At 61.0% G+C, this 26,558-nt stretch carries 23 protein-coding genes and 1 pseudogene; 9 read left to right on the forward strand and 15 right to left on the reverse strand.

Annotated elements, in window-relative coordinates:
• The first annotated feature begins 493 nt into the window (after window positions 1-493).
• Complete coding sequence (locus BN2475_RS15030) at window positions 494-2,305, forward strand: ATP-binding response regulator (protein ID WP_094780298.1); 1,812 nt, start codon at window positions 494-496, stop codon at window positions 2,303-2,305.
• A 100-nt stretch (window positions 2,306-2,405) separates the two neighbouring features.
• On the opposite strand, the gene BN2475_RS15035 is transcribed toward BN2475_RS15030, so the two are convergent.
• The 3 genes from BN2475_RS15035 to BN2475_RS15045 form a co-directional block, all read right to left on the reverse strand.
• Entirely contained in the window at window positions 2,406-3,254 is an 849-nt protein-coding gene (locus BN2475_RS15035) for a c-type cytochrome (protein WP_245841344.1), read from the reverse strand.
• A 71-nt stretch (window positions 3,255-3,325) separates the two neighbouring features.
• Window positions 3,326-4,042: a c-type cytochrome gene (locus BN2475_RS15040; protein ID WP_094780300.1), complete on the reverse strand. Its 717-nt coding sequence runs from the start codon at window positions 4,040-4,042 to the stop codon at window positions 3,326-3,328.
• Between the two features lie 191 nt (window positions 4,043-4,233).
• On the reverse strand, window positions 4,234-5,094 hold the full coding sequence (locus BN2475_RS15045; RefSeq protein ID WP_094780382.1) for an MBL fold metallo-hydrolase: 861 nt from the start codon (window positions 5,092-5,094) through the stop codon (window positions 4,234-4,236).
• A gap of 89 nt (window positions 5,095-5,183) precedes the next feature.
• Here BN2475_RS15045 and BN2475_RS15050 point away from each other — a divergent pair, with 89 nt between their 5' ends.
• Genes BN2475_RS15050 through BN2475_RS15060 form a run of 3 tightly spaced genes read left to right on the forward strand, consistent with a single transcriptional unit; the run spans window position 5,184 to window position 6,384 of the window.
• Complete coding sequence (locus BN2475_RS15050; RefSeq protein WP_094780301.1) at window positions 5,184-5,501, forward strand: ArsR/SmtB family transcription factor; 318 nt, start codon at window positions 5,184-5,186, stop codon at window positions 5,499-5,501.
• Between the two features lie 15 nt (window positions 5,502-5,516).
• Complete coding sequence (locus BN2475_RS15055; protein ID WP_094780302.1) at window positions 5,517-5,951, forward strand: YeeE/YedE family protein; 435 nt, start codon at window positions 5,517-5,519, stop codon at window positions 5,949-5,951.
• 1 nt (window position 5,952) lies between these two features.
• On the forward strand, window positions 5,953-6,384 hold the full coding sequence (locus tag BN2475_RS15060) for a DUF6691 family protein (protein ID WP_094780303.1): 432 nt from the start codon (window positions 5,953-5,955) through the stop codon (window positions 6,382-6,384).
• Window positions 6,385-6,605: 221 nt separating this feature from the next.
• Here the strand turns inward: BN2475_RS15060 and BN2475_RS15070 are convergent, their stop codons facing one another.
• Entirely contained in the window at window positions 6,606-6,953 is a 348-nt protein-coding gene (locus BN2475_RS15070; RefSeq protein WP_094780304.1) for a carboxymuconolactone decarboxylase family protein, read from the reverse strand.
• Window positions 6,954-7,161: 208 nt separating this feature from the next.
• On the opposite strand from BN2475_RS15070, the gene BN2475_RS15075 reads away from it, so the two are divergent.
• Window positions 7,162-7,827: a universal stress protein gene (locus tag BN2475_RS15075; protein WP_245841337.1), complete on the forward strand. Its 666-nt coding sequence runs from the start codon at window positions 7,162-7,164 to the stop codon at window positions 7,825-7,827.
• 192 nt (window positions 7,828-8,019) lie between these two features.
• On the opposite strand, the gene BN2475_RS15080 is transcribed toward BN2475_RS15075, so the two are convergent.
• A complete protein-coding gene (locus tag BN2475_RS15080) occupies window positions 8,020-8,682 on the reverse strand; it encodes a glutathione S-transferase family protein (RefSeq protein ID WP_094780305.1) in 663 nt (220 codons plus the stop codon).
• Between the two features lie 493 nt (window positions 8,683-9,175).
• Between BN2475_RS15080 and BN2475_RS15085 the strand changes: the two genes are divergently transcribed.
• The 3 genes and pseudogenes from BN2475_RS15085 (at window position 9,176) to ppk2 (ending at window position 14,575) form a co-directional block, all read left to right on the forward strand.
• Window positions 9,176-11,911, forward strand: a complete 2,736-nt coding sequence (locus tag BN2475_RS15085; RefSeq protein ID WP_094780306.1) for a cation-translocating P-type ATPase — start codon at window positions 9,176-9,178, stop codon at window positions 11,909-11,911.
• A 111-nt stretch (window positions 11,912-12,022) separates the two neighbouring features.
• Window positions 12,023-13,714 carry a Na/Pi cotransporter family protein gene (locus BN2475_RS15090; protein WP_094780307.1) on the forward strand — a complete coding sequence of 564 codons (1,692 nt, stop codon included), beginning with the start codon at window positions 12,023-12,025 and terminating at the stop codon, window positions 13,712-13,714.
• 23 nt (window positions 13,715-13,737) lie between these two features.
• Window positions 13,738-14,575, forward strand: a pseudogene (gene ppk2, locus BN2475_RS15095) (polyphosphate kinase 2).
• A gap of 89 nt (window positions 14,576-14,664) precedes the next feature.
• On the opposite strand, the gene BN2475_RS15100 reads toward ppk2, so the two are convergent.
• Both BN2475_RS15100 and BN2475_RS15105 read right to left on the reverse strand, forming a co-directional pair.
• Complete coding sequence (locus BN2475_RS15100) at window positions 14,665-15,771, reverse strand: porin (protein ID WP_094780308.1); 1,107 nt, start codon at window positions 15,769-15,771, stop codon at window positions 14,665-14,667.
• A gap of 114 nt (window positions 15,772-15,885) precedes the next feature.
• The gene (locus tag BN2475_RS15105; RefSeq protein ID WP_094780309.1) at window positions 15,886-16,665 is read right to left on the reverse strand and encodes a cyclase family protein; all 780 of its coding nucleotides are present in this window, start codon (window positions 16,663-16,665) and stop codon (window positions 15,886-15,888) included.
• Between the two features lie 302 nt (window positions 16,666-16,967).
• Here BN2475_RS15105 and BN2475_RS15110 point away from each other — a divergent pair, with 302 nt between their 5' ends.
• Window positions 16,968-17,417 (forward strand): MarR family winged helix-turn-helix transcriptional regulator, encoded by a 450-nt coding sequence (locus BN2475_RS15110; RefSeq protein WP_094780310.1) that lies wholly within the window; start codon window positions 16,968-16,970, stop codon window positions 17,415-17,417.
• Between the two features lie 21 nt (window positions 17,418-17,438).
• On the opposite strand, the gene BN2475_RS15115 is transcribed toward BN2475_RS15110, so the two are convergent.
• The 8 genes from BN2475_RS15115 to BN2475_RS15150 all read right to left on the reverse strand — a co-directional run bounded on the left by BN2475_RS15115 (window position 17,439) and on the right by BN2475_RS15150 (window position 26,543).
• A complete protein-coding gene (locus BN2475_RS15115; RefSeq protein ID WP_094780311.1) occupies window positions 17,439-18,107 on the reverse strand; it encodes a flavin reductase family protein in 669 nt (222 codons plus the stop codon).
• Window positions 18,108-18,194: 87 nt separating this feature from the next.
• On the reverse strand, window positions 18,195-18,953 hold the full coding sequence (locus tag BN2475_RS15120; RefSeq protein ID WP_094780312.1) for a maleate cis-trans isomerase family protein: 759 nt from the start codon (window positions 18,951-18,953) through the stop codon (window positions 18,195-18,197).
• Entirely contained in the window at window positions 18,950-19,996 is a 1,047-nt protein-coding gene (locus BN2475_RS15125; RefSeq protein WP_094780313.1) for a carbon-nitrogen hydrolase family protein, read from the reverse strand. Before BN2475_RS15125 ends, BN2475_RS15120 begins: the two co-directional genes overlap by 4 nt.
• Window positions 19,997-20,013: 17 nt before the next feature.
• Window positions 20,014-20,925, reverse strand: coding sequence for a fumarylacetoacetate hydrolase family protein (locus BN2475_RS15130; protein ID WP_094780314.1), 912 nt, complete (start codon window positions 20,923-20,925; stop codon window positions 20,014-20,016).
• 78 nt (window positions 20,926-21,003) lie between these two features.
• Entirely contained in the window at window positions 21,004-22,131 is a 1,128-nt protein-coding gene (locus tag BN2475_RS15135; protein ID WP_094780315.1) for a cupin domain-containing protein, read from the reverse strand.
• 50 nt (window positions 22,132-22,181) lie between these two features.
• Complete coding sequence (locus BN2475_RS15140) at window positions 22,182-24,497, reverse strand: bifunctional salicylyl-CoA 5-hydroxylase/oxidoreductase (protein ID WP_094780316.1); 2,316 nt, start codon at window positions 24,495-24,497, stop codon at window positions 22,182-22,184.
• A gap of 80 nt (window positions 24,498-24,577) precedes the next feature.
• Window positions 24,578-25,012: an acyl-CoA thioesterase gene (locus tag BN2475_RS15145; protein WP_094780317.1), complete on the reverse strand. Its 435-nt coding sequence runs from the start codon at window positions 25,010-25,012 to the stop codon at window positions 24,578-24,580.
• 31 nt (window positions 25,013-25,043) lie between these two features.
• Window positions 25,044-26,543, reverse strand: coding sequence for an indolepyruvate oxidoreductase subunit beta family protein (locus tag BN2475_RS15150; RefSeq protein ID WP_094780318.1), 1,500 nt, complete (start codon window positions 26,541-26,543; stop codon window positions 25,044-25,046).
• Between the last annotated feature and the right edge of the window lie 15 nt (window positions 26,544-26,558).

The raw sequence follows: 26,558 nt of genomic DNA on the forward strand, positions 1-26,558 counted from the left end.
CAAATGATCGCTCCAGCCGAGGCGCTTTCAGTAAATAAGGATACCTTATGAATTGAACCAGACTGCATTCCAGACGGCAGGCGCAGCGGTGTCACTGAGCCAAAGCGTGGAGAGGTCGATCAGTTCCGCAACCAGATAAACGAAACACCGGATGCGCCGCGACGCTTCACTTCGCACGGGACCAGCGACCGCTTCGCAAAAACCCAAGGCTGCGCCTTGTGGGTAGTGTTGCACCACTTTCCAACGGCCTTTCCTTTCAATGGCTGACAATGCCCTTAATCGTTAATCATTGTCATTGCGCATAAATAACCGTTCCCGGAAACGCGGGAGCGGCTATTCTTGTTCGGATCGCGCTCGCGAAACAATTATAGTTTTTTGCGTGAGGAAGCAGCCGGCCAGCTTCAGCTGTTCGAATCCGTTGCTCAAGTCATCGACGATCGGCGATGTTGTCGCACACATGCTTCGCCAGTTCTGGTGACTGGCACTTGAGATCATGAGAGATGCCGATCAAAAGTCCGTGCCCGAAACGGACTTACTGTTGAGAGAACGGGTCGCGTCTGATCTGATCGAGATCACGTTCAAATTCGCGACGCCAGCAGTGGTGCTCGCCACACTCTTTGCGGTCATTCTTACGTTTACGATCCGTAGCTTTGGCTACCTTAATCCAGCGACCGGGTTATGTTGGGTAGCTTACATTGCCTCCTGTGCCTGCGTGCATATCCTGCTTGGTTATACTTACAAACGCGCGAAACTTCGTTGCGATCGATGGCGCTATTGGGCTATCGGTTCTGGCATCGTTTGCTTTCTTGAGGGTCTCGGATGGGGCTGGGCATCTATCGGGCTAGCGAGTGGTCGCAACTTCGAAAGTTCGTCCCTTCTGCTTCTGAGCGTCGCTGGTGTTTCGGCGTGTAGCGTCCTTATTTTTTGTTCGCACTTGCCGTCACTATTTGCATTGATAATGCCAGCAACAATCCCATGTGTGATCGTAAATTTTGGCTCAGGTAACAAGGTAGAACAGGCGTTTGCCTTATACGTGCTCATTTTCGTCGGCGTATTAGCTGGCGTTGGTTCGCTAGCGAATCTTGCGGTCAAACACGGAATCCGGCTTCGTCTCAAAACAGATGAAATGGCTGTCAGCCTCAGACAGCAAAAGGAAATTGCCGAACAAGCAAGGATGGCCGCGGAAGAAGCCAGTCTCGCCAAGTCACGCTTTCTCGCCGCCGCCAGCCACGATCTACGCCAGCCAGTCCACGCGCTGAGTCTTTTCGTTGGTGCGCTCAGCGGCGTTCCCATGCATCCGCGCGGCGAACGTCTCGTTCAGCACCTCGACGCCTCCATTAATACGCTGGACAGGCTGTTCGCCGCGCTGCTGGACATCTCCAAGCTCGACGCCGGCGTCGTCGAGGTACGGCGGCAGCCGTTCTCAATCGAAGCGGTGATCGCCCGCGCCTGTGATGACTACCTCGGTGAAGCGGAGGCCAAAGGGCTGTCGTTTTCGCAGGTCCGCTGTCGGGCGATCGTCTATTCCGATCCGATGCTCGTCGAGCGCATTGTCCGCAATCTGGTTTCCAACGCGGTGCGCTACACCGATGCCGGAAAAATTGTCGTGGGATGCCGACGGCAAGGTGATCATATCGCCCTGCAAGTATGGGACACAGGTCGGGGTATTCCTCTCGATCAACGGGAGCTCGTGTTCCAGGAATACTATCAGGCCGGCAACCCCGAGCGTGATCGGGAAAAAGGGCTCGGCCTGGGGCTGGCTATTGTCAGTCGGTTGGCGCGCCTCCTGGGATGCAGCCTGGACCTGCGTTCGGAGCCAAAGCGGGGGTCGTGTTTCGAGATTTTGCTCCCCCAGGCGAGCGAGCCCCCGAAACCGTTGAACGCTACCCACGATGACGTGTACGAGACGTGTCCGACAGGGCTGGTGGTCGTGATCGACGACGAACGGGAGATCCGCGCCGGGATGTCGGATCTGTTGTCCGGCTGGGGCCACACGGTTCTGGCGGTGAGCTCAGCGGATGAGGCAATCCGGCTTCTCAGTATTCATTCGATACGGCCTGCGTTGCTGATCTGCGACCTACGTCTGCGCGATGGCGACAACGGCATCGAGGCAATCGAAAAGCTCCGTACCGAATACAATGAGACCATCCCGGCGATGCTGATCACCGGCGACACCGCTGCTAAACGTTTGATTAAGGCACAGGCCAGCGAATTGCTCGTGCTGCACAAGCCGGTATCCAACCGCAAACTGAAAGCGGCCATCTCTCACTTGATTGCTACCGGACCGGAAACACCAACACTGTAGCTACTGCGTCATCAATACGCCAACGTGACCGTGCCCTGGCCGGGATGTTCCGGGCATAGGGCGCGTCCGACCATTACACGCCTCGCTGAACCGGAATGACTTATGGGCTTCCCAAGACATGGCCGTTCACCGTTCGTCCGTACATCGAGTTGGCAGAGTCGTGATATTTGGCACGCGTAGCTTCGACTGAGCCGGAGAAGCGTGGGTCCTGGGGGCGTTCATGGCTATCCATGAAGAGCGCGACATCCCACGCTTCCTGGTCACTCAACGTGCCGCCCAGGCCGAGGGGCATGTTTGCCTTGATAAACCCCGCTGCGTTTTGCAACTCATGCATCCCTGCGCCCCAATTGAACGATTGGTTACCCCAAAGCGGTGGAAAGACAGTTTTCCCGTCCGACGACTGGCCTTGACCATCGGCGCCGTGACATAGGGCGCAATGTTGTGCATAGACCTGGCTGCCCCTGGTGTAGTCGGCTTTCAGCGCCGGCGGTGGGAGCTTCGGGTAGCCCCGGCCGGCAATTGGCTTGCCGACCGGCGCGCCTTTCGCGAGCCAGTAGGCGTAGGCCTCCAGCGACACCAGAACCGGGTCGCCGAGCGGCGGCGCCTTGCCATTCATACTGTATCGGAAGCAGCCCTGCAGACGTTCGGCGAACGTGTTGACGTGTCCATTCTTGCTTCTGTACGCAGGGTAAGACACATACGCGGCCCAGAGCGGACTTGAGTTCGGCCGTCGCCCAGCGTCAAGATGGCAACTCGCGCAGTTCAGCGAATTGCCAACGTATTTGCCTGCATTTTCCTTGGTGTGATTGAAGATTTGCTCGCCCATCCTGACCGCCTTACCGAAATCATCCATTGGCATGGATGCTTCGTTCGGTGGCGAGAAGGCCTTCAAGGCATCAGGTGTGACTTCCCTGTTTGCCACGGGTTCAGCGGCGCAAGCGAGGCACATCACGAACGCGCCGACGATGCCGGACGCAAGCAAGCTAACATCCCTGAGCAGATGTGTATATTCACGGACGCTCATTGTTTGGTCTCCCTGACGCTCTTCACGTTGCCCGCAAGGGGCTCACCAGCGTAGTAATCCGATACGGCTGTGATGTCCGCTTCTGAGAGTTTGCTCGCAATGACCGGCATGAGTGCCAGAGGGCCGGGTGGACGCAGCCCCTTCTGCCATGCATGCAACTGGCCGGAAAGGTACGCTGCAGGCTGGCCCGCCAATGGCGGGAAGGCCGCTCCTACTCCCGAGCCAGCAGGCCCATGGCACTGCCCACAGGCAGGCAACCCTTGTCCCCAGCGGCCGCGCGTCGCAAGCCACACCCCTGTGTTAGAAGGTGCTGGGGAGTCGTTGGCTGCCGGGTGAGCATCTGGCGGCGAGGGAAGCCGGCTAAAGTACTTCGCAACAGCCGCGCGACCCTCGGATGCCATGATTTTTGCGAACGGCTGCATGATAGTGCTTTGCCGCTGTCCGTCGGCAAAGGCTTCCAGTTGAGCTGTGAGATAGGTGGCGCTTGTTCCCGCGAGCCTTGGAAATCCAGCTGCGGCGTTTCCTTCGCCTTTGGAGCCGTGACAGCTAATGCACGCGGGGATACCTTTGGCGGTTCCCTTTGTTGCAATTGTGGCGCCCAACGGCGACTCCTGCGCGTGCACAATGCAAGATACAGCCAGAGCGCATGCTACAAGTGTGCTCGCGGGTCGCCAGTGCAACCGGCCAGACCGTGCCGTTCGACTGGATTCCATGTCTCCTCCATCGTTGTTTTATGCAGACTCGCTTCGGCGAGCGAATATTCGCTGGCTCGTCTGTCGTGAATTGTCAATCTGATTGCGCTGGGTCGGCACCAACGCAAGGTCAGCTTGTTGTGTCTGTGTCGCCGCCTGGCCAAGTTGGAAGACTCAGGTCGTGAACGAGTCGACGCGGCACAACGTTCTTATCAGAGTGCGTTTAAGGGAATCTTCAGGTAGCTGATGTCGTTTTCCTCTGCAGGTGGAAAATCGCCGGCCCGTATATTTACCTGCACGGATGGCAGGATGAGAACGGGCATCGCAAGCGTTGCATCACGCGCTTCGCGCAGGCTGACGAACCGCTCTTCCGTTACACCGTCATGCACATGGATGTTATGCGCACGCTGCGCGGACACTGTGGTTTCCCATTCGGGTTTGCGGCCCTCGGGTGGATAGTCGTGGCACATGAAGAGCCGGGTCTCGCCCGGCAGGTCCAGTAGCTTTCGAATCGACCTGTACAGCCAGTGGGCATCGCCGCCGGGGAAGTCACAGCGTGCGGTGCCCACATCCGGCATGAACAGCGTGTCTCCTACGAACACCACATCTCCAACCTGGTAGGCTGTGTCGGCCGGTGTATGACCCGGCACGTAAAGCGCATGCGCGGTCAGGCCGCCTATGGAAAATTCCTCGTCCTCCTGGAAAAGATGGTCGAACTGCGAGCCGTCAACATGGAAACCGGGCTCGAGATTGAAAAGCCGCTTGAAAACACCTTGGACGGTGCGAATGTGCTCGCCAATCGCAATCCGGCCGCCAAGCTCAAGTCGTAAGTAATGCGCCGCAGACAGATGGTCTGCGTGCGCGTGTGTTTCCAGAATCCACTGCACCTGCAGACCCTGCCAGCGAACGAATTCGATAACCTTGTCGGCATTCTTTGTCGACGTGCGCCCCGCTTTGGGGTCGTAGTCAAGGACGGGGTCAATGATGGCGCAGTCGTGACCTCCGCACGGGTAGACGACGTAGGTGACGGTGCCTGTTACGGAGTCGAAAAACGGTTGAATGTTGGGCTGCATCATGACCTCGTTGCACTTTGCTTTTCATTCTATTCACAAACAATATATTATTCAATATAATATTGGTGTGCAGATCATGGAACGATGAGATGAGGAAGAAGTCATCCCCAATCGACCTCTCGGTGATGCAGGCCTCGGCAGAGAAGGCCTGTGCGCTACTGAAGGTGCTGGCAAATCCTGACCGGTTGCTTCTGATGTGTCAGTTATCACAGGGCGAGTTGTGTGTGAGCGACCTGGAAGAACAGTTGGGGATACGTCAGCCCACACTCTCCCAGCAGCTCGGCGTACTTCGCGATAACGCGCTGGTCGAGACACGCCGGGAAGGGAAAAGTATCTTTTATTCCGTCGCGAGCAAGGAAGCGATTGCGGTTATGACCGTGCTGTACGACCAGTTTTGCGCCCAATGACGATAAGGAGGGGTCATGTCGATTGATTTCGCGAGTTTCACACCGGGTTTGTCACTGACTGGCGGCCTGGTGATTGGCGCCGCGGCTGCCGTGCTTGTTTTCTTCAACGGACGTATCGCTGGCATCAGCGGCATTCTCGGTGGCCTGCTGGGCACGCCGCAGAAAGATGCGGGATGGCGTGTCGCTTTTCTTGCGGGGCTTGTCGGGGCACCTGTGCTGGCAGGCTTGCTGGGTAACCCTATAGCGCCTGATATCCAGGCTGGGTGGGGCGAAATACTCGTCGCTGGTTTTCTGGTTGGCATCGGCACGCGTTACGCAAGCGGTTGCACGAGCGGCCATGGTGTATGTGGCATCTCGCGCGGCTCGATCCGTTCGCTTGTCGCGACGGCAACATTCATGGCAGGCGGTTTTCTGACCGTATTCGTATCCAGACATCTGCTGGGAGGCTGAGATGGGTTTGTTCGCTGCTTTACTTTCCGGGCTTCTGTTTGGCGTCGGCCTGATGGTGTCCGGCATGGCCAATCCGGCGAAGGTGCTGGGATTTCTCGACATCGCGGGGCGCTGGGACCCGTCTCTTGCGTTGGTGATGGTCGGCGCGATAGCCATCGGCTCTATCGCGTTCCTGTTTGCAAAACGCCGCAAGAAATCCCTGCTGGGTCTGCCCATGCAGATTCCGGCCAGCACCAACGTGACGTTGAGACTTGTGCTGGGCAGCGCGGTGTTCAGTGTGGGCTGGGGGCTTGCAGGATTCTGCCCGGGGCCCGCACTGGTCGCACTGGGCGCTGGCTTTCCGAAGGCGTGGGGTTTTGTGGCCGCGATGCTCGGCGGCATGGCTGTGTTTGAGTTGCTCGAGCGCGCGAAGCTGAGTCGGCAACAGGCCTGAGCCGCTGCGCACTCATTTTGTTCTTCGCCCAAATGTGGCCGAGGTGTCGTCACTTCACGTATGGCTCGATGCGCAGCTCTCGGACCACGGTGCTGACGCGATGGTTGGGCATATGCATCACCATGCGGGCATGATGCCGCCCTGAGTTGAGCACGATGGTGCTTTATCGGGGATGGGATTGCGTAGCAGAAACCGGCAAGGCAATCCGAACGCGTTGATATTCAGGTCGAGAACTCGGCAAACGCTCTCAGTGCGTGAGTGGCATACATCATTGATGGGCCGCCTCCCATATAGACTGCAGTGCCGAGCACATCTTCCAGCTCGGCTCTTGTAGTGCCCAGCTTCACCAGCGTCTGGACGTGAAAGCCGATGCAGTCGTCGCAACGACAGGCAATCGCAATTCCTAATGCCACCAGCTCCCGCGTCTTTCGATTCAGCGCCCCGTCTTTTGTGCCGGCCGCAGCGAGTTGGCCGAATGCCGTCATCAACTCGGGTTGTGACTCGCGCATCGCTCGCATCTGAACCGATACTGCGCGGGTGAGGTCTTTGTAGTCGGAATTGCTGCTCATGTTCGCTCCTGTAGTTGACGAGCTTCCAAGGCTGGGAAGTCGTCGGTAGTCGATTTTTCAGCATGTCTACTGTGTACCGGCAGACGGTGGCCCCAGCCTGCATTGTTTTTATTTGCTCCTGAAGCTGGGCGAGATTCCTGTCGAATTCAGCAGCACCCGCGGGCAGCCCTCGTCTACTACAAGGCTATGTGTCAGCGCCGACCTTCCCTTGACGCTCGTCAACGAAGCAGTTGGAATCGATCGCATTTTAGTCGCGGTGGATTTGTCACCCGCCTCACTGCGAGCAGCGGAGTTCGTCCGAAACATCGCCCCAACTAATGCGCACATCCGGCTCGTGAGCGTCGCCGACAATCCTCGCTCGCTTAGTTCCCTGCCTCCGAAGGCGAGTGCCGAACTGTATGCCGCACGCGCGGAACTTCTGCGTGACGCGGCAGACGCGCTCGTTCAGGCAAAGCACGTCTTCTCGGGTCGTGACCTTCCCCTCGAAGAGGATTTAATCGATCTTTCGAAGCGAGGTAGCGACATCGCCACCGCATTGATCGATGCCGCCGACGACTGGTGCGCCGATCTGCTGATCGTCGGCGCACGGCAGCATCATGGGCTACTGCGCTGGGTCGAGGGCACGGTGTCCCGGCCACTGACAATACATTCCCGATGCTCGCTACTGATCGTGCCACCTTCCCACGAGGAAAAGCTGGCGTGCCCCCGGAAACGGGTCCTGTTCGCGATCGACGGAAGCACTCCGTCGCTTGAGGCTTTGAAATACGGCATGCAATTTGCGAAACCGGAAGTCCACCTGGGCAGCGTCGCGGGCCGTGTCGCGCATATTACGCAGACGCCGTTGCTACTTGTACATGCGAAGGATTCCTCCTGACACGACGTGTCAACGCGGCACCGCGATGAATGAACATGCTGGCCGGCTCCAACGAAGCGTGCGACGTCGCGAGAGTTTATGGCGAATTGGCGGACCGGGTGGCTGGAATCTGGATTTCGACACCCAACCGTCGGCCGTCAATGCCCGATGTGACCAAATGCCGAAACTGGCCTCCGTTCCGCACGCCGCTGCTCACGGTCTTGTCCGGGACATGCTGTCGCGAGTAGCGAATCCTTGCCACCAGCAGATCAGTTTTTCGCACCCTGCCAATAATGGAACGGCTTCAGGTGCCTGCATGAAGCATGCGAAGATTGGAGCGGCGTACAAATCGGCCAGTGTCACGCTATTGCCGATCAGGAACCCACAGTCATCGGATAGCCGGGTCAATTCAGATAAACATACGGCGGCACGCGGCAGCGCAGCGGCGATTTTCTCTTCATTCGCTTGCCGGCCTTCGCGAGCTGAAACCACGCGCTCAACGTATATGTCCCAAACGAGCGTTCGGTATCCGTAGGCGTCCAGTATCCCAACGATCTGATTTACCCTGGCACGAGCTTTCGGATCTGTCGCCTGTAGTTTGCATCCGGGGAAAGCATCGTCGATGTAGCGAACAATCGCGCCTGTTTCGTAAAGACGGAAATCGCCATGCTCGAAGGCGGGAATGCGGCCGAACGGGTGACGCGTCAAATGTTCTTGCGGAACGCCGGTCTTTGCGAATACATCTACCTCGACCAAATCATATTTCACCTGCTTCTCTTCCAACGCAAGCCGGACGATCCGCACATATACGCTCCATGCGGCTCCGTATAGTTTCACTACTTCAGTTGTTGGCACAGCATCGCCCCAGTCGCGCATGAGAGGCGCGGACACGACAGTTGATCTTGACGAAGCTTACGACCACCAATGCAGCACTGCCAATCGGTATTCACACACAGCAGAATAGTCTGCCGATCCATGTGCCGAGGTCGAGTGTCCCTTCCTGGCCCGAACCCGGAAGTGCGCTGCAAGCTGATCTGCGGCGCGCCCCGCCGCGTTTGCCATCTCTGACGCAATGCACAAAGTCCGCGCCGGATTTGCAGGCGGTTCGCCGATGCGGCGATGTCTATCGAGACGATATGCAGCGGGCCGCCTATGATAGATGCAGGCAATCGCAAATAACCGTGTGTCGAATTATCGGGTGGAAACCAGATAGCCAGGACAGCCAGAAACGCCATAGCGATAGTGACGCCGACGGTTCGCGGCCGTTCCCGGATGCATCCTTGATAACCATTCTTCTGTAAGCAGTTCTGATAAATCACATCCGCAGGTTCAATAAATTTGTGCCGGCCACAACATTGTAGAGCGAGCGATGAACGAGGCGACAAACGCAAGACTTCAAGGTGAGTTCGCGGCCTGGTATGCGGTGACCGCGGAGGAGACCGCACAGAAGCTAGGCGTGAATCCGCAATCGGGCCTGGGTATTCCGGAAGCGGATGAGCGACTTCAAAGGTACGGTCCAAACCGCTTGCCGGAAGCCGGTAAGCAGAGCCTCTTGATGAAGTTTCTGGGCCAGTTCAACAATATTCTGGTTTATGTCCTGCTAGGCGCCGGCTTTGTCAAACTGATGCTCGGATTGTGGATCGATGCGTCGATCATTCTGGGCGTCGTCGTCATCAATGCGTTGCTTGGTTTTATCCAGGAAGGCAAAGCCGAGAAGGCGCTGGATTCGATTCGCAATATGTTGTCCGCCGAGGCGAGAACCCTGCGCGCGAGCGAGACCCGGATGATCGCATCGGACCAGCTCGTGCCGGGCGACGTCGTCCTTCTGGAGTCAGGCGACAAGGTACCCGCCGACCTTCGGTTAACCGACGTCAAGAACCTGCGCATGGAGGAGGCAGCGCTAACCGGAGAATCGGTACCGAGCGACAAGTCCGTCACCCCCGTCGCTGCCAATGCGACGGTCGGGGATCGCCATAGCATGGCCTACTCCGGAACGCTGGTCGTGTCGGGACGTGGCACAGGGCTCGTCGTTGCGACAGGAAGCGAAACCGAGCTCGGGCGCATCAATCAGATGCTGGCGGCAGTCAGCTCGCTCGAGACGCCGCTGCTGCGGCAGATCAAGAAATTCGGCTACGCCATTACCGCCGTCATTTTCGTGATCGGCGCGCTAGTGTTTGCATACGGCCGATGGGTCGAGGGATTGCCGTTCGTCGAAATCTTTCAGGCTGTTGTCGGCATTGCGGTATCGCTCATTCCTGAGGGATTGCCTGCCATCATCACGATTACGCTCGCCATCGGCGTTCAGCGTATGGCGCAGCGCAACGCGATCATCCGCCGGCTCCCAGCGGTGGAAACGCTGGGTTCCGTTTCGCGGATCTGCTCGGACAAGACCGGTACCCTGACGCTGATGGAAATGATGGTCGTGTCCGCTGTCACCGCCGAGACCACCTATCAGGTCGAAGGCGATGGATATGCACCCGATGGGCAAGTTCTGCGGGATGGCGCACCTGCGCCTCAAGACCCGGTCCTCGACCTGATGGGGCGCGTTTCGATGCTCTGCAACGACGCCGAGCTGCGCGAGGAGGAAGGCCTCTGGAAGGTCGAAGGCGATCCGACGGAAGGAGCGCTGTATCCGTTCGCAACCAAGATCGGTCTCGAACGGCAGGCACAGCAGACGGCTTATCGTCGCGTCGACGCGATTCCCTTCGAGTCCGAACACCGCTTTATGGCGACGCTGAACGAAGCGGCCGACGGCAGCCAGTTTCTGCTCGTCAAGGGGGCGCCCGAAGTCATCCTCGAGCATTGCGACCGGCAGCAGACCAGCAACGGCCCGCAGCCAATCGATCTCGCCCATTTCCTGAAGGCCTCGGACCAGTTGGCGGCGCAAGGCGAGCGCGTGCTGGCGCTTGCGTGGCTCGAACATCCGGGTCTGGCGGATAGAAACCTGTCGCCTGCGGATCTCCCGAAGACGCTCGTTCTGCTGGGGCTGGTCGGTCTGCTCGATCCGCCGCGCAAGGAAGCCATCGAGGCGGTGAAGGAATGCCACGCGGGCGGTATCCGCGTCACGATGATCACGGGCGACCACAGGATCACCGCCGCTGCGATTGCGAAGATGCTGGGCATCGGCGACGGCAAGACGGCGCTGACCGGCGTCGAGGTCGAGGCAATGGACAACGCGACGCTGCAGGAGGCGGTCCAGAAGGTCGACGTGTTTGCGCGCGCCAGCCCGGAACACAAGCTTCGGCTCGTCAAGGCGATCCAGGCGAACAAGCAGGTCGTGGCAATGACGGGCGACGGGGTGAACGATGCGCCGGCCCTCAAGAAGGCCGACATCGGCGTGGCGATGGGCATCAAGGGCACGGAGGTCACCAAGGAAGCCGCCGAGATGGTGCTTGCCGACGACAACTTCGCGTCGATCACCGCCGCGGTCCGCGAGGGGCGAACGGTCTACAACAACATCGAGAAAGCGATTCTCTTCATGCTGCCGACCAACGTCGCGCAGGCGGCCGTCATCATGGTGGCGATCCTGGCGGGCTTCACCATGCCGATCACGGCGCCTCAGGTGCTATGGGTCAACATGGTGACATCGGTCGCGCTGGGTCTTGTGATTTCCTTCGAGCCACACGAACTGGACGTCATGCGCCGTCCACCGGGCGTGGCCGGTCGTCCCATCCTGACCGGGTTTGGGATCTGGCGGGTGATTTTCGTCGGCTTGAGTCTGCTGGCATTGACGCTGTGGTCGTTCTTCTGGATGAAGGCGCAAGATGCGCCGGACGAGCTTGCGCGCACGGTTGCGGTCAACACGCTGACGATCGGCCAGATTTTCTATCTGCTCAATACCCGTTATCTGGTCGATTCCTCGCTGTCGATCACGGCACATCTCGGCAATCGATATCTGCCGATGGGGATCGTTGCAGTCGTCGTCCTCCAGCTGTTGTTTACCTATGCTTTGCCGCTTCAGGATCTGTTCGGCACGATGGCCATTCCCCAGCAGATCTGGCCATGGCTGTTCCTCGGCGGCCTGGTGTTCTTCCTCGTCGTCGAGGCCGAGAAATGGGTGATCCGCAGGTGGCGTGCAGCGAAACCGGCTCTCGCGACGACGTGACCGATGCCGCGTGCAGCGGTCTGACGTTCAGGGCGGGATACCGGAAGGAACAGCAGCCGCCCGGCGAGGTTGCTGTTCAGGAGTGCGCGCCATGACACGAGGCAGAGCAAGATGACTCCTTATTCCGAGGGACTGGACGCCAGCAGCCTGAATCTGGTCCAGATGTTCGGGCTGTTGATCGGCGGCCTCGCGCTGTTCCTTCTCGGTCTGGAATTCATGACGGGCGGCCTGAAGGCCATCGCCGGATCGAGACTGCAGGCGCTGCTCGGCATGCTGACCTCGAACCGGTTTCGCGGGGTGCTGGCCGGTGCCGTCGTCACCGCGCTGCTGAATTCATCGACCATCACCACGGTGCTGATGGTCGGCTTCGTTTCCGCCGGCTTGATGACCCTGGCGCAGTCGGTGCCCATGATCATGGGCGCGAATATCGGCTCGACGGTCACCGCGCAGATCATCGCCTTCGACGTTTCGAGGCTGACGCCCTTCATGCTGGCCCTCGGCTTTCTGCTGCACGCGTTCGGGCGACGCGACCTGCTGCGCCAGCTCGGCGCGGTGATTCTCGGGCTGGGCCTGCTGTTCATGGGCATCCAGTTGATGGGCGACGCGACGCGTCCGCTGCGGACCTTCCAGCCATTCATCGACGCGATGCAGGACATGGAGAACCCGCTGCTGGGCATCGTGGTGGGCGCCATCTTCACCGCGGTGGTTCAAAGTTCCGCGGCAACGCTGGCAATCGTGATCGCACTGGGAGCGCAGGGACTGATGCCGCTCGAAGCCGGCATCGCCCTGATTCTGGGCGCAAACGTAGGCACGTGCGGAACGGCGCTGCTCGCCGCGATCGGCAAATCGGCGGAGGCGCTGCAGGTCGGCGTGGTGCATCTCATCTTCAATGTCGTGGGTGTGCTGTTCTGGGTGTTCTTCATTCCGCAGATGGCGGACCTGGTCCGGCATATTTCGCCGTCTTACCCTGAACTGCAAGGGCTGGCGAGACTGGCGGCCGAAACGCCGCGCCAGGTCGCCAACACCCACACGATATTCAGCGTGGCCAGCACACTGATTCTGATCTGGTTCACCGGTCCGATCGCGCGGCTTGCCCAGCTCATCGTGCCGAAGCGGGCACAGGAAGCCAAACGGGCAGGCGATCCAATCTATCTGGACGAATCGTCCCTGACAGCGCCCTCGCTTGGGCTGCAGCGGGTACGACTCGAGCTGACGCGGCTGGGTCAACTGGTTCTGGAGGTCGTTCGCAGCGGCTCGAACATGGTCTCTACCGGAACGATCGAGCAGATCAACTTTCTGCTAGATCAGGACAAGGAAACTGACCGGCTAGCCGCCGAGATTCTCCACTATATCGGCCTGTTGTCGCAGGTAGAGCACTCCGAGGAGGAAGGCCAGCAGATGGTCCGGTTCACGCAGATCGCGTCCAACCTGGAAAGCATCAGCGGCGTGGTCGGAACCAATCTGGTGTCGGTCAGCCAGCAAAGGCTGACGCACCAGCTCGACCTCGCGCGATTGCGCGATGAGGCGACGGTGCAGTTCGTGGATACCGTGATCCGGAATCTCGAACAGGCCATCGGAACCATCGCCGATCCCGAGGCGAGCGAAGCGGCTCAGGTCATCGCGTCGAAGGCGCAGATCGAAAACCTGGCGGCGACGGCGCGCCAGGTCGTGCTGGCGAAACTGCAACTGGCGGACAAATCCGACGTGCTGAGTTTCCGGCTGGCCATGGACCTGATCGAACAGTGCAGGCAGATTGCGCAATTTGCGAGAGCGATAGCGAAGACCGCGGAAGATTTCCGCTAGTACCTTCAGTCGATGGTGAAATCATGGGCCAGAAAAAAGACACGAAGTCCAGCCGGCGCGAAATTCCACGGTCGGCGGCAAAGACAAAGCTCTCGCGGCAGGAGTATGAAGCGAAAATGGCCGAGCTCCATGTTGAGCTGGTGAATCTGCAGTTCTGGGTGAAGCATACGGGCGCGCGGGTCATCGTGATCTTCGAAGGGCGGGACGCGGCTGGCTGGCAAGGGCGGCGTGATCAAGCGGCTCACTGAGCGCGTCAGTCCGCGCGTGTTCCGTGTCGTCGCACTGCCGGCGCCGTCGGAACGGGAGCGCACGCAGATCTATTTTCAGCGCTACTTCGAGCATTTGCCTGCGGGCGGGGAGATCGTGATTTTCGACCGAAGCTGGTACAACCGCGCGGGAGTCGAGAAGGTCATGGGCTTTTGCACGGACGACCAGTATTACCGCTTCCTCAAACTCTGTCCGGCATGGGAAAAGGACATCATCGATGCCGGCGTCACCCTGATCAAATACTGGTTCGAAGTCAGCAAGGAAGAGCAGACCCGCCGGTTCTCGCAGCGCATTATCGACGGTCGCAAAACCTGGAAGCTGAGTCCTATGGATCTGGAGTCGCACAGGCGCTGGTACGACTACTCGCGTGCGCGTGATGCGATGTTCGCGGCCACCGACACGAAAACATCGCCATGGTACGTGGTCGAAGCGAACGACAAGCGGCGCGCACGATTGAACTGCATCGCGCATTTTCTGAGCCTCATCCCTTATGAACACATAGAACGCCCCAAAATCGATCTTCCCCCGAGGCAAAAGGCGAAAGGGTACCGGGAGCCCAATTACCCCTATAACCGGATTCCGGAAAAGTACTGACCGGTCGGGGTTGAGCGATATTTCCGGACCCAGCTCGGCGTGCGTGGTTTCGACGATGCGACGTCACGAGGCATGGCCGCGCCCACCCCTCAGAACTTCGTCTGGATACCCAAACGTCCCACGAACTGATGATTGCTGCTGGACGGCCCGAACGTCCCGCAGATGGCCGCGTTCGCCCCCTCGTTCGCAATCTGGTACGAGGTTTCCGCGTAGACCAACGTGCGCTTCGACAGGCTGTACTGCGCCACGGCGTTCACCTGGTGCGCGTGGTTGTTGTCGACGCCCGCATTGCCCCACATGTACATATAGTTCGCACCCAGCGCGAAAGCGGGTGTCATGCGATACGTACTGCCCGCCTCCACCATGTTGACGGCTGCACCGTTGTGAGTGTTGCGCGTGTTGGTATAGAGCAAGGTCAACAGCGCGTTGCCAAGCGCGTAGCGCGCGCCTGCGCCCCAGTTCCGGATGCTGTCGCCTTCCAGCACTGCGTATTTGACATTCGTATACGCCGCGCCTACGGCCAGCGGCCCCTTCGCGTAGCTGATGCCGTAGCTCGTTGCGCTGTTCTGGCTAAAGTTGCCTGCAGTCCCGCCGAAAGCGTACAGCCCGCCGAACTTGAAACCGCTGTAGTCGGCCGAAGTGTACTTCACCGAATTCGCTAGCGACTCGGAGCCGTTCATATGGTCGAAATCGTATGCCTCGTTCGGTGGCGAATCGGGCAAAGCCAGACCGGCGAACGGACCATCCCGGAAATTGTAGAGCCCGCCCACGTAGAGCGCGGAGTCCGCGCCCACGTCGGCGAGCAGCGTGTCGACCATGAAGTCCTGCTGACGACCCATCGTCACACTGCCATAGCGTTCGCTGGAAAGGCCCATCCATGCCTCGCGTGCGAACAAGCCGCCGCTCGTCACAGAACTGTTGCTGGGCGAGGAGATGATCGAACCGTTCCCAAGCGAGAACTGGTTGACGAGGCGGAATGTCGCCTTCAATCCGCCACCCAGGTCCTCCGTACCCTTGAACCCAAAAATGTTCGGCACGGCAATGCCGTCTGCCATCTGCCAGTTCGACTTGCCACCCTGATTGCTGATGTACGACACACCCGCATCCAGCAAGCCGAAAATCTCGACGCTGCTCTGCGCGTGCGCGACCGGCACTGCGAAGCCAATAGCTACAGCGAGCGCACATTTGTTCTTCATTGACAATCTCCGCTGTACGATCATGATTCGTTCTACGAATTACTTATTGCGCGGTTGCCCATTGGCAACACAATGAGGTGCACCCGCGCTCCGATATGAAGCGCGGTGGACCGCCTACTCCTGCACCAGCGCGAGAACGCGCAGCGGGCTGCCCGAACCGGCCTGGATCTTTAGCGGCGCCGCCACGATGACCGCTCCCGTAGCGGGCAACTGCTCCAGATTCTTCAGGCACTGCAGGCCATAGCGGTTCGATCCGTGCATCAGCGTGTGGCACGGATACGGCACGGGCCACGCGTAAGACTGACCCGCGTCGGTATTGATCGTCTCGACGCCGAAGCCGTGCACGTTGCGTTCGGCAATCAGCCATTCCACTGCCTCTTGCGTCGGCCCCGGCGTATGCGCGCCGTCATCGCGCAGGTTCAGGAACGCCGCGGGATCGGTGCGTTTCGACCAGTCCGAACGCAGCAGCACCCAGGAGCCGGCCGGGATGCGGCCATGCTTCGCTTCCCATGCTTCGAGGAACGTCACGGTCAGCAGCCAGTCCGGATTGGCCGAGACTTCCGCGCTCGCGTCGATCACGACCGCTGGCGCAATGAAGTTCTTCACGTCGATCGTATCGACGGAGTTCTGTGCGTGGTCCTTGCCTGTAACCCAGTGCACCGGGGCATCGAAGTGCGTGCCGGTATGTTCGCCGCAGGAAAAATTATTCCAGTACCAACCCGGACCTTGCTCGTCGTACTGGCTGATCTTCTCCATTTTGAATGCCCAGACCTGGCCGAACTGCGGCGGCAGTTGCAGGGCCGGAAATTCCGGCGACAGCGTTTGCGTCAGGTCCACGACTCGCACGCGGCCGCTCGCCAGATCGATGCTCAGTTGTTCCAGACTGCTCGTCATGTTGTGCTCCGTTCTTGACTCAACCCTCATACCCGCACGATACGGTTCGCCGCATCGCGTCTCATGCCCTGCCCGTTCACAGACGGAACGGCATTGCGGTGCTACCCCGCCACGTCACGACGATTCGCGACTGCCCGCAAGAACGTCGTAGTGCGATCCAATTATCTTTAGGTATAAATTAATTCATAATCATGGTTAACCCCTTTTCCGCTTGTGGCCATGCAAGGTGGCGGGTCCGCCACCATGGTATGTTTCCGTTTCAACAGGCGCAGCCCCTCTTCGATTGCAGGTGTTTTCCACGTATGAGCCTTTCTCCAGTCAGCAGCTTTGTCGACAACTACACCCCCGCGTTGCTCGCACAGGTCAGTCAGCTGATCTCCAGCGAATTTCATGTCATCGTCCAGGCAGCAGGTTTCGAAGTTTCCGACTGGCGTGTGCTGTCCACGCTGTCGGACGGCAAGGCGGTCAGCATCGGCCACCTCGCGCAGGTCTCCGTGACGAAGCAGCCGACCGTTACGCGCCTGCTCGACCGGATGGAAGCGCAGGGCTGCGTCAAGCGCATCCCGCACGAGACCGACCGGCGCATCACGCTGGTACGTATTACGCCTCAAGGACAAAAGCTCGTTTCCGCACTCATCAAGCAGGCCAAGGCGCACGAAGACCGTGTGCTGGCGCCGCTCGGCAAGCAGAAGGCCGAGGAACTGAAGGCCACTTTGCGTCTTCTCATCGAACTGCATCGCCCACCGGCCTGACCCGCGCGCAGCAGATTCGCGTCAGGCCGCCTTCGGCCTGCGCATCCTGAACTTCGCCGCCTCGCCAATCTCGAAGTAGTCGGCCGTGCCGCCGCCACGCATGATCGGGCGCGCGGCCGCCGTCACGTACACACCATCGTCGAGCAACGCACGCGTAATGTGCACGCCGACGACCTCGCCGGTCACCATCCATGTGTCCAGCGCGCTGCCGTCTGCGGCGCGCAACTGCATCACGTCGCACACCCGGCACTCGAATGACACCGGGCTTTGCGCGACGCGCGGCACCGACACAACGCGCGAGGGCGCCGCATCGAGACCGGCGAGCGCGAACTCGTCGATTTCGGCAGCCACCGCCGTGCTCGTCACGTTCATGGGCTCGGCCAGATCGCGCGTGACGATGTTCCAGACGAACTCGCCGGTCTGCTGCGCGTTGCGCACCGTGTCTTTGAACCCCACGCTCGAGAACGCAAGGATCGGCGGCGCGTAGTTGAAGACGCTAAAGAAGCTGTATGGCGCGAGATTCAGCGTGCCGTCCGCGCTGCGCGTGGAGATCCAACCGATCGGACGCGGCCCGACGATCGCGCCGAGTGGATCGTGCGCGAGGCCATGGCCGCGCGTGGGCTCGTAGAAGTGCAGGTCGTCGCATGCGGCGAGCGGCACTGCGAGTGTTATGGACGAGTTAGCGCTCATGTCAGGAAGGAAGTCACAATGTCACGCAGCGTCTTCGCCACGCGCGGATCACGGGCATAGCCACTCGTACGGGCAACCATGTCGTGCTCAGTACTTGCCGGAAAGCAGTTCGCCGCAACCAGGCACTTCAGCGCGCAGTTCCAGCCGACGCAGCATCTGCCAGGTCGTCGCCACGGCCGCCGAAACAGTGGGGATGCCGGATTCTTCCTGCACGCGCTGGATCGACGGCAGCGACTGCATCTGCACGCAGGCGGAAAGCACGAGCGCATCGATGTTGTGGCGATCCAGACGCTTATAGATTTCGACGAGCCTCGCCGGGTCCTGCGCGGCCACCTGCAGGTTGTCGGGAATCTCGAGCGCGACGTAGTCCTGCACCTCGATACCCTCGCTCTCGATGTACTCGACCACCATCTTCGTCAACGGCTTCATGTACGGGCACACGACCGATACCCGCTTCGCGCCCATCGCGTGCAGTCCGTCCACGAGCGCGCCCGCGCTCGTGACCACTGGTGCCGGCGCACCGTTTTCGGCGGTGCGCTCGGACAGTCGCTTTTCCGACACGCGGTGATAGCCCTTGCCCATGCTCATGATCGCGACGAGGCAGGCATAGCCCAGCACGTCGACGCGCGCATCCGAAAGCTCGATCGCGCAGCGGTCGCTATCGCGGTCCATCGCTTCGAGCTCTTCCTTCACCACCTTCTTCATCCGCATGCGGCTGGAGTGGAACGTGAAGCGCTCCGCGAAATCGCGCTCGCGCGCACGGAACATGGCCGGTATTTCGGTTTCCATCGTCGTATTGGACGACGGCACGATCTGCCCGATACGCAGAACACGCTGCTGTGTCATGACTTGCTCTCAGTAAGCTCGAAGGAGTTGAGTTCCGCCAGTTCGGCCTCAGGGTCGAAGCGCTCGAAGGCCTCGTTGCCAGCGTCGAGGAACTGCGCGGGCGCGAGCGGCCGGCGGTTCACGCGCAGGTCGAAGACGTCGAAGCGGTTGTAGTGGCCGGTGATGTCGTGCATCTGACGCGGCTGGATGCAACGGGAAAGGTCGATGTCGGCGTAGACGATGCCCTCCTCGTCGATCAGGGGCTTGCCGATCACCCGGCCGTCCGGCCCGAGAATGGCGGAGAACGCGCTGTTGCGGCGCGCAAGCAGTTCACGTGCCTGCGGATGCGACGCGCTCATTGCCTCGACGATCTCAGGCGAAATGGTCGAGCACGACACGACCGTGAACAGCTTGCCTTCGAAGCAATGCGCAGCCGCCCGCACGCGAATCGCTTCGGCCATGTCGTAGTCGGACGGTGCCACGGGCAGCGCGATGTAGCTTGCCACGTGCACCAGTTCCCCTTGGGCGAGCAGGCTGAAGCGCGCGAGCGTGTTGGTGTTTTCGCCGCAGGCCAGCGATCCGAGCGGACCGACGCTCGTCTCGTGCACGCGCAATGCGGAGCCGTCGCCGTTGGCCCAGGTGAGCTTCTCCGCCCAAGTGGGCACGAGCTTGCGATGCCGGCCCAGAATGCGGCCTTCGTCGCTGATCGTGAGCAGCGTGTTGTAGAGCGTGCCGATGCCCGTGCGGCTGCGCTCGTTCACGCCCACCACGACATTGATGCGATGCGCTTTCGCAGCGGCGGCGATGCGGCGAACTTCCGGCCCTGGGATCTCGATCGCCGACTTGCACAGCTTCTCGAACCATGGACTACCCTCCACCGGATTCATCACCCAGTTCCAGTAGGGATAGCCCGCGATGAACACCTCGGGAAACGCAACCAGCCGCGCGCCATTGCCGGCCGCTTCGCGAATCAGCGCGCAAACCTTGTCGACGGTGGCGTCGGTATCGAGAAAGACCGGCGCGGCCTGCACGGCCGCCGCCTTGAATTTCGGAAGACTGAGCATGGAAGATGTCCCGATCGTCAAACAGCCACCACGGGATGGCGCAGCTCGCCAATGCCTTCGACTTGCGCATGCACCACGTCACCGGGCCACAGCCACTCCTGCGGCGACCGCCCGGCACCCACGCCTTCGGGCGTGCCGGTCGCGATAATGTCGCCCGGTTCCAGCGCGATGCCCTTGCTGATGTCCGCGATCAGCGTGGGCACCTTGAAGAGCATATAGCGCGTATTGGAGCATTGCTTGGTCACGCCGTTGACCGTGAGACTCAGATTGAGCGTGTGCGGATCGGGGATCTCGTCAGCGGTGACGATGCACGGCCCGAACGGCGCATACGTGTCCTGGCCTTTCGAGTAGATCCACTGACCGGCGCGGCGGCAGTCGCGTGCGCTCATGTCGATCATTACGCTGTAGCCGAACACGTACTTCAGCGCGTCGTCCTCGCTCACGCCTTTCGCACGTGTACCCATGATGACGGCCAGCTCGACTTCCCAGTCCAGTTGCTGGGTGATTTCCTTGTTGTGCTCGATGGCATCGCCCGGACCGATCACCGTGGTCGGCGGCTTCGAGAAGATCACCGGCTCTTTGGGCAGATCCTTCGACGTATCGAGCGTGCGGCTCGATTCGGCGACGTGCTCAACATAGTTGAGCCCGATGCCAAAGATGTTCTTGCGCGGACGGGGAATCGGCGCGAGCAGCTTGACGCTGTGCACCGGCACGGCGACGCCGACCGGCCATTTGCCTCGATGCGCGTCGAGCAGCGCACTCGTGAAGCGCACGGCTTGCGGACCGAGATCGATGAACTCCAGCATGCTGGACGGCAGCGGATGACCCATGGCATCGCCGAGCCGTGCGAGATCGACGACGGCGCCGTCGACGATCGCACCCAGACGGGCAGCAGCGGTAACCTCAGGACGGTAGGTGACGAGACGCATGGTATGACTCCATAAGCGCCGCCCGCCTTGCGGACGGCAACAAACAAACAGGATTGAAAAGCGGGAGCGGCCTGACGTTCAGGCGACCACCACCTGATGGCCGCCGTTTTCGGCAAGCGCTTCTTCGCGATAGAGATCGAGCGCGTGCTTGACCGGCAAATCGTTGAAACAGAACAGGCAGGCATCGTCCGAAGACGAAGCGTTCGCATGTTCGTGAAACGCCCACGACGGTACGCAAAAGATGTCGCGTTCGGTCCAGTCGAAGCGTTCGCCGTTGATGATCGAGTAGCCGCTACCCTTCGCCACCTGATAGATGAAACTGCCGGTATGACGATGGGCGCGGGTGCGTTCGCCCGGACGCAGCAGTTGCATGCTCGCGCCGATCGTCGACATCACCGGGCCGCCCGTGACCGGGTTCACGTAGTTCATCAGCACGCCATCGAAGGGCGAGCCGTCGGTTACGCGGGCGTAGCGTGTCAGCGCCTCGTAGGTCGGCTCCCACTCGTACTTGAGCAGCGGCGAGTAGCGCCTGTTCCATGTGCCGTTCTGCGGACGCAGGCCGGGCGCCCCCCACATCGCCGTGGCATCGTCGACGGGATACGTGACCGCCTGCTGCAGATCGGGATGCACGGCATAGAAGCCGGCTTCGAGCGCATTGACGAGCGGAATGTCGAGGCCGTCCTGCCAGATGCAAGGCGAACCTTCGGCCGCCACGCCGTGCTCATGCCAGGTCCCGTTGGGCGTGAGCACGAAGTCGTTGCGGCCGAGCGTCATCTTGTGCCCATCGACGATGGTGTAGGCCCCCGTGCCTTCCATGATGAAGCGCAGCGCCGACGACGAGTGGGCGTGCGCCGATGCCACTTCGCCCGGGCGCATCACCTGGAGGCCCGAATAGAGCCAGCCGACCGCGGCCGATACTTCGCGGCGGCCTGGGTTGTTCAGATAGATCACGCGACGGCCGGCCTTCTCGGGCGTCACGAGATCGACCGAGCGCAGCACGTGTTCGCGCAGATCGCGATAGCGCCACAGCACGGGCACCGACTCCGACTTCGGCTGCCACGGCTCGATCTTGTTCGCGACGGTCCACAACGCGCCCGCCTTGATTGCTTCGAGCGCCTTGTAGTACGCGACGAGCTCCGGTGTATCTTCCACATCGGCGCGGCCCGCCACGCTCTCGCGATAGGCGTCGTAATTCTGTTCAGCCATGTTCCTGTTGCTCCATTACCTGAAATTGAGGGAATCGCGCGTCAGTTCGCTCAGGACGGCGCACGTTGAAACGCGCGCTCCATCTGCTCCTTCGCGAACAGGTACTGGCGCGGCCACTCCACGCGCCGGTAGCCGAGCTTCGCGCTCTCGCGCAGCACCCAGGCCGGATCGGCGAGATGCGGACGTGACAGCGCGCACAGGTCCGCACGGCCCGAAGCGATGATGCTGTTCACGTGATCGGCCTCGGTAATGGCGCCCACGGCGATCGTCGGCACGTCGGCCTCGTTGCGCACACGGTCCGCGAACGGCGTCTGATACATGCGGCCGTACACGGGCTTCTGTCGCGGCGTCACTTCACCGGACGAACAATCGATCATGTCCGCTCCCGCAGCCTTGAAGAGGCGGCCGATCTGCACCGCGTCATCGCCGCTGATACCGCCCTCCACCCAGTCCGAAGCCGAGATGCGCACCGAAATCGGCTTGCCCTGCGGCCACGCTTCGCGCACCGCGCGCAGCACCTCCAGCGGAAACGCCATGCGGTTTTCGAGCGAGCCGCCGTATTCGTCATCGCGCTGATTGGTGAGCGGCGAGATGAAGCACGAAAGCAGATAGCCATGACCTGCCTGCAGCTCCAACCAGTCGAACCCGGCCGCGTCGGCACGGCGCGCAGCGACGGCGAAAGCGTCGCGTACGCGGTCCATGTCCTCACGCGTCATGGCTCGCGGGACATGCGAGACGCCCGCCAGATACGGCAGCGCGGAAGCAGAGATCACCGGCCAGTTGCCGGCTTCGAGCGGATGATCCATCCTGTCCCAGCCAAGCTGCGTCGAGGCGCGGCGCCCGGCATGCCCCAGCTGAATGCCGATACGCGCACTCGTGCTGTCGTGTACGAACTTCACGATGCGGGCGAATGCGGCCACCTGCTCGTCGTTCCAGAGCCCAGGGCAGCCCGGCGTGGTGCGCGCCTCGGGCGACACCGCCGTCATTTCGACCATCACGAGCCCCGCGCCGCCAAGCGCGCGGCTGCCGAGGTGCACGACATGAAAGTCGCCCGGCACACCGTCTATGCACGAATACATCGCGGTCGGCGAGACGACGATGCGGTTCTTGAGTTCCACGTCGCGAATACGATACGGCGTGAGCATCGGCGGCACGGCCTCGTCCGTGCTTGACGCGCCGGCCTGGGCAGCAAGCCAGCTCTCGTAGCCTTCGAGCCAGTCGCGATCGCGCACGCGCAGGTTCTCGTGCGAGATGCGTTGCGAACGCGTCAGCAGCGAATAGGCGAACTGCTCGGGCTCGAGTCCTGCATAGCGTTCGACGTTCTCGAACCACTCGGTCGAATTGCGCGCGGCATTCTGGATCTTGAGCACTTCGACGCTGCGCACCGCTTCATAGTGCGCGAGTCGCGCTTCGAGCGAGCCGTCGACGGTCTTCAGGCAGCGCGCCAGCTCGATTGCATCCTCGAGTGCGAGCTTCGTGCCCGAGCCGATCGAAAAGTGCGCGGTATGCGCCGCATCGCCCATCAGTACGACCGGCACTTGCTTGCCATCGGCCTGCGTGGTCCAGTGCACCCATTTCTCGCAGATCACGCGCGGGAAGCGGATCCAGATGGCTGAGCCGCGCAGGTGTGTGGCATTGCTGATGAGCGGGTTGCCGTCGAGATACGGCGCAAACAGCTTTTCGCAATAAGCGATGCCTTCTTCCTGGCTCATGTTGCCGATGCCCGCAGCCTCCCACGTTTCTTCCGGTGTTTCGACAATGAACGTCGAAAGACCGTCCTCGAAGCGGTAGGCGTGCGCCTGGAACCAGCCATGCTCGGTCGGCACGAAGATGAAATTGAATGCGTCGAACACCTTCTTCGTGCCGAGCCAGACGAAGCGGCAGCGGCGCTGGTCGATATCCGGCCTGAAGGTCTGCTGATACTTCGTGCGCGCGAGGCTGTTGATGCCATCGGAGGCGATCACGAGATCCGCGCCGTATTGACGCGCGATCGCCTCGTCGTCCTGCACGTACTCCTCGAAAACCAGTTGCACGCCCACTTCTTCGCAGCGCGCCTGCAAGATGTTCAGGAGTCTCTTGCGGCCGATGCCGATGAAGCCATGTCCGCCGCTGCGGATCGCGCGATTTTTGAAGTGGATTTCGATGTCGTCCCAGCGGTTGAACGCATCGCCGATCGTCGCCGCCGAAACCGGGTCGGCCTCGCACAGGTTTTCCATCGTGGCGTCCGAAAACACCACACCCCAGCCGAATGTGTCGTACGGGCGATTGCGCTCGACCACCACGATCTCATTGTCCGGATTCTGCAGTTTCATTAGCAGACCGAAATACAGGCCCGCTGGGCCGCCTCCAATGCAGACAATCTTCATTTCGTCCCAACCCAGTAGTTCTTGATCCGTTTGAGCCGCGCGGTTCTTGATCCCTGTGAGCCGCGCGGCTCATGCTCCGTTCAACTGTTGCGCGCCGCCATTGCCGAGCGCTCGATTGCAGTGCGCAGGCCGTCCGGAATCGCAATCGACTGATGCGTGTCGAGCGAAGTCGTCACGATGGTCTGACGCGCCGCCATCCGCACCACGCCATCCACACCCGTGCACGCCCACGACAGCGTGAGCGACTTCTGTCCGAGGCGTTCCACGTCGAGCGCAAGCCACACTTCGTCACCCATCTTGCTGATCGCCTTGAAATCCGTTTCCAGATGCACGGTCGGCATGCCCACGCGCTGCGTGCAGATCACGCCGTGATACCCGTCGGGCAGCAACTCGTCGACCCACGACTCGATCAGGTCATTGAACAGCACGAAATACTGCGGAAAAAACACGATGCCGGCGGGATCGCACTCTGAAAAGCGGATCTTGTGCTTGCGTCTGAATGTAGGGTTGGTCATGTCTCTGTCTCCGTCCATGCTGGTTCGTTGCTCAGGCCAGTGCGTAACGAACCAGCGCTGCGCGTAGCTTGTGGCCGTGCTCATCCGCCAGTGCGGCATCGCGCAAGTCGCGCAGCGTTGCCGGCGCAAGCCGCGCGCCGGCCTTCTGCACGGCGGCGATCACAGTCTGGTAGTTCTTCAGGCCACGCGCGTGCGTATCGCTATAGCCCTTCACGAGCCGCTGACATTGCGCGACTTCGGTGGCGAGCGCGGGATTGTGCTTCGCCGAATCGACAATCTGCGCCAGCCAGGCTTCGATGCGCGCGTTTTCCAGTTCGTAGCGCAGCGTGCGGCGGCGCATGCCACGCAGGCTCGCTACCGCGTACAGCATCAGATAGCCCCGCAGGGAACTGGTCTTGACCACGCGCCCCGTCTGCGTGAAGCGGCGCACCAGCCGATGAACCCAGTGCGGCCGCGCAAGCCAGCGGCCCAGAGCGGCCGGCAGCGTCTCGCAAATTTCCTCGAGCCGCGGATGCATGAACTCATTGATCGCCAGCAGTTGATCCGCCTGCGCGCTCACCTCGCCGCGCACTCGCTCGAAGCGTGTATCGCGCGTCTTCAGGTCCGCGACACGGATCGTGTCCTCATACGACATCCACAGCGCCAGATGACGCGCGCTCTCGCGCAACAGCAGGGTTTCTGTGGCGGGCAAGACGTGGCGCAGATCGGCGAGACGTTTCAGATACAGGTTCGCGTAGTCGGGATCCTGATAGTCGATCAGGCGACGCACACCTTCGAGTGCAATCGGCTGGACCGCGACCGGCAACTCCTTGCGTACGCGCTCGACGAGTCGCGCCGCTGCGGCATCGCGCGGCGCCGGTTGAAGATCGTCCATCGCGTCCATCGCGTTCACCGTGTCCGGCGTTTCGTCCGCGCCTGCCCGCTCGCAGGCCAGACCGAACGCGCGCAGGCTCGGCTTGACGCCCACGCCGCCGCGCTCGATCGTCTCCTCGAACTGGCGACGGCTGAACGGCAGCACACCCGTGCCGGCCAGCGCGCCGAACAGCACTGCGCTGATCACGCTGCCGCTCGTTTGCGCCGCCTGCGCCATATCGAAACGCACAAAACGTTTCGCGGCCTGGGCTGCGTGCGCGATCAGCGCTTCGCTATCGACACGGCCATCGCCCATGGCCGCTTTTTCGGCAATCGAATACACGCGATGCGTGGACGAAACGAGCGTGGTGCGCTCCGGGGTCACGAGGCCGCGCTGCACCGCGCGCCCCGCTTCCATCAACTCGGACGCCAGCACCACGTCGACGTCGCCGGGCAGCGGCATCAGCGCCAGCACGGGAACGCGGCTTTCCCCTGTCTCGCGCGGAAACAGTTCGACGTAGTAGATGGTCGCCCCGGTACGTTGAGCGACGCCGGGCACCGATGTGGTCTGGGCGTAGTAGCCGTTGTGCTCGCCGAGATCGACGATCCAGTCGGCCAGCACCCCGCCGCCCTCGCCGCCCATGGCGAGGATTGCGATCTTGATAGGTTGTGCTTGCATCGTGTTCTCCACCCT

This window comes from Paraburkholderia ribeironis (assembly GCF_900019265.1).
GTDB classification, from domain to species: domain Bacteria; phylum Pseudomonadota; class Gammaproteobacteria; order Burkholderiales; family Burkholderiaceae; genus Paraburkholderia; species Paraburkholderia ribeironis.

Excerpts from the sequence above, each read along its gene's own strand:
- BN2475_RS15030 (WP_094780298.1), top strand. The coding sequence starts at position 494 with ATGAGAGATGCCGATCAAAAGTCCGTGCCCGAAACGGACTTACTGTTG.
- BN2475_RS15035 (WP_245841344.1), bottom strand. The coding sequence starts at position 3,254 with ATGTGCCTCGCTTGCGCCGCTGAACCCGTGGCAAACAGGGAAGTCACA.
- BN2475_RS15040 (WP_094780300.1), bottom strand. The coding sequence starts at position 4,042 with ATGGAATCCAGTCGAACGGCACGGTCTGGCCGGTTGCACTGGCGACCC.
- BN2475_RS15045 (WP_094780382.1), bottom strand. The coding sequence starts at position 5,094 with ATGCAGCCCAACATTCAACCGTTTTTCGACTCCGTAACAGGCACCGTC.
- BN2475_RS15050 (WP_094780301.1), top strand. The coding sequence starts at position 5,184 with ATGAGGAAGAAGTCATCCCCAATCGACCTCTCGGTGATGCAGGCCTCG.
- BN2475_RS15055 (WP_094780302.1), top strand. The coding sequence starts at position 5,517 with ATGTCGATTGATTTCGCGAGTTTCACACCGGGTTTGTCACTGACTGGC.
- BN2475_RS15060 (WP_094780303.1), top strand. The coding sequence starts at position 5,953 with ATGGGTTTGTTCGCTGCTTTACTTTCCGGGCTTCTGTTTGGCGTCGGC.
- BN2475_RS15070 (WP_094780304.1), bottom strand. The coding sequence starts at position 6,953 with ATGAGCAGCAATTCCGACTACAAAGACCTCACCCGCGCAGTATCGGTT.
- BN2475_RS15080 (WP_094780305.1), bottom strand. The coding sequence starts at position 8,682 with ATGCGCGACTGGGGCGATGCTGTGCCAACAACTGAAGTAGTGAAACTA.
- BN2475_RS15085 (WP_094780306.1), top strand. The coding sequence starts at position 9,176 with ATGAACGAGGCGACAAACGCAAGACTTCAAGGTGAGTTCGCGGCCTGG.
- BN2475_RS15090 (WP_094780307.1), top strand. The coding sequence starts at position 12,023 with ATGACTCCTTATTCCGAGGGACTGGACGCCAGCAGCCTGAATCTGGTC.
- BN2475_RS15100 (WP_094780308.1), bottom strand. The coding sequence starts at position 15,771 with ATGAAGAACAAATGTGCGCTCGCTGTAGCTATTGGCTTCGCAGTGCCG.
- BN2475_RS15105 (WP_094780309.1), bottom strand. The coding sequence starts at position 16,665 with ATGACGAGCAGTCTGGAACAACTGAGCATCGATCTGGCGAGCGGCCGC.
- BN2475_RS15110 (WP_094780310.1), top strand. The coding sequence starts at position 16,968 with ATGAGCCTTTCTCCAGTCAGCAGCTTTGTCGACAACTACACCCCCGCG.
- BN2475_RS15115 (WP_094780311.1), bottom strand. The coding sequence starts at position 18,107 with ATGAGCGCTAACTCGTCCATAACACTCGCAGTGCCGCTCGCCGCATGC.
- BN2475_RS15120 (WP_094780312.1), bottom strand. The coding sequence starts at position 18,953 with ATGACACAGCAGCGTGTTCTGCGTATCGGGCAGATCGTGCCGTCGTCC.
- BN2475_RS15125 (WP_094780313.1), bottom strand. The coding sequence starts at position 19,996 with ATGCTCAGTCTTCCGAAATTCAAGGCGGCGGCCGTGCAGGCCGCGCCG.
- BN2475_RS15130 (WP_094780314.1), bottom strand. The coding sequence starts at position 20,925 with ATGCGTCTCGTCACCTACCGTCCTGAGGTTACCGCTGCTGCCCGTCTG.
- BN2475_RS15135 (WP_094780315.1), bottom strand. The coding sequence starts at position 22,131 with ATGGCTGAACAGAATTACGACGCCTATCGCGAGAGCGTGGCGGGCCGC.
- BN2475_RS15140 (WP_094780316.1), bottom strand. The coding sequence starts at position 24,497 with ATGAAGATTGTCTGCATTGGAGGCGGCCCAGCGGGCCTGTATTTCGGT.
- BN2475_RS15145 (WP_094780317.1), bottom strand. The coding sequence starts at position 25,012 with ATGACCAACCCTACATTCAGACGCAAGCACAAGATCCGCTTTTCAGAG.
- BN2475_RS15150 (WP_094780318.1), bottom strand. The coding sequence starts at position 26,543 with ATGCAAGCACAACCTATCAAGATCGCAATCCTCGCCATGGGCGGCGAG.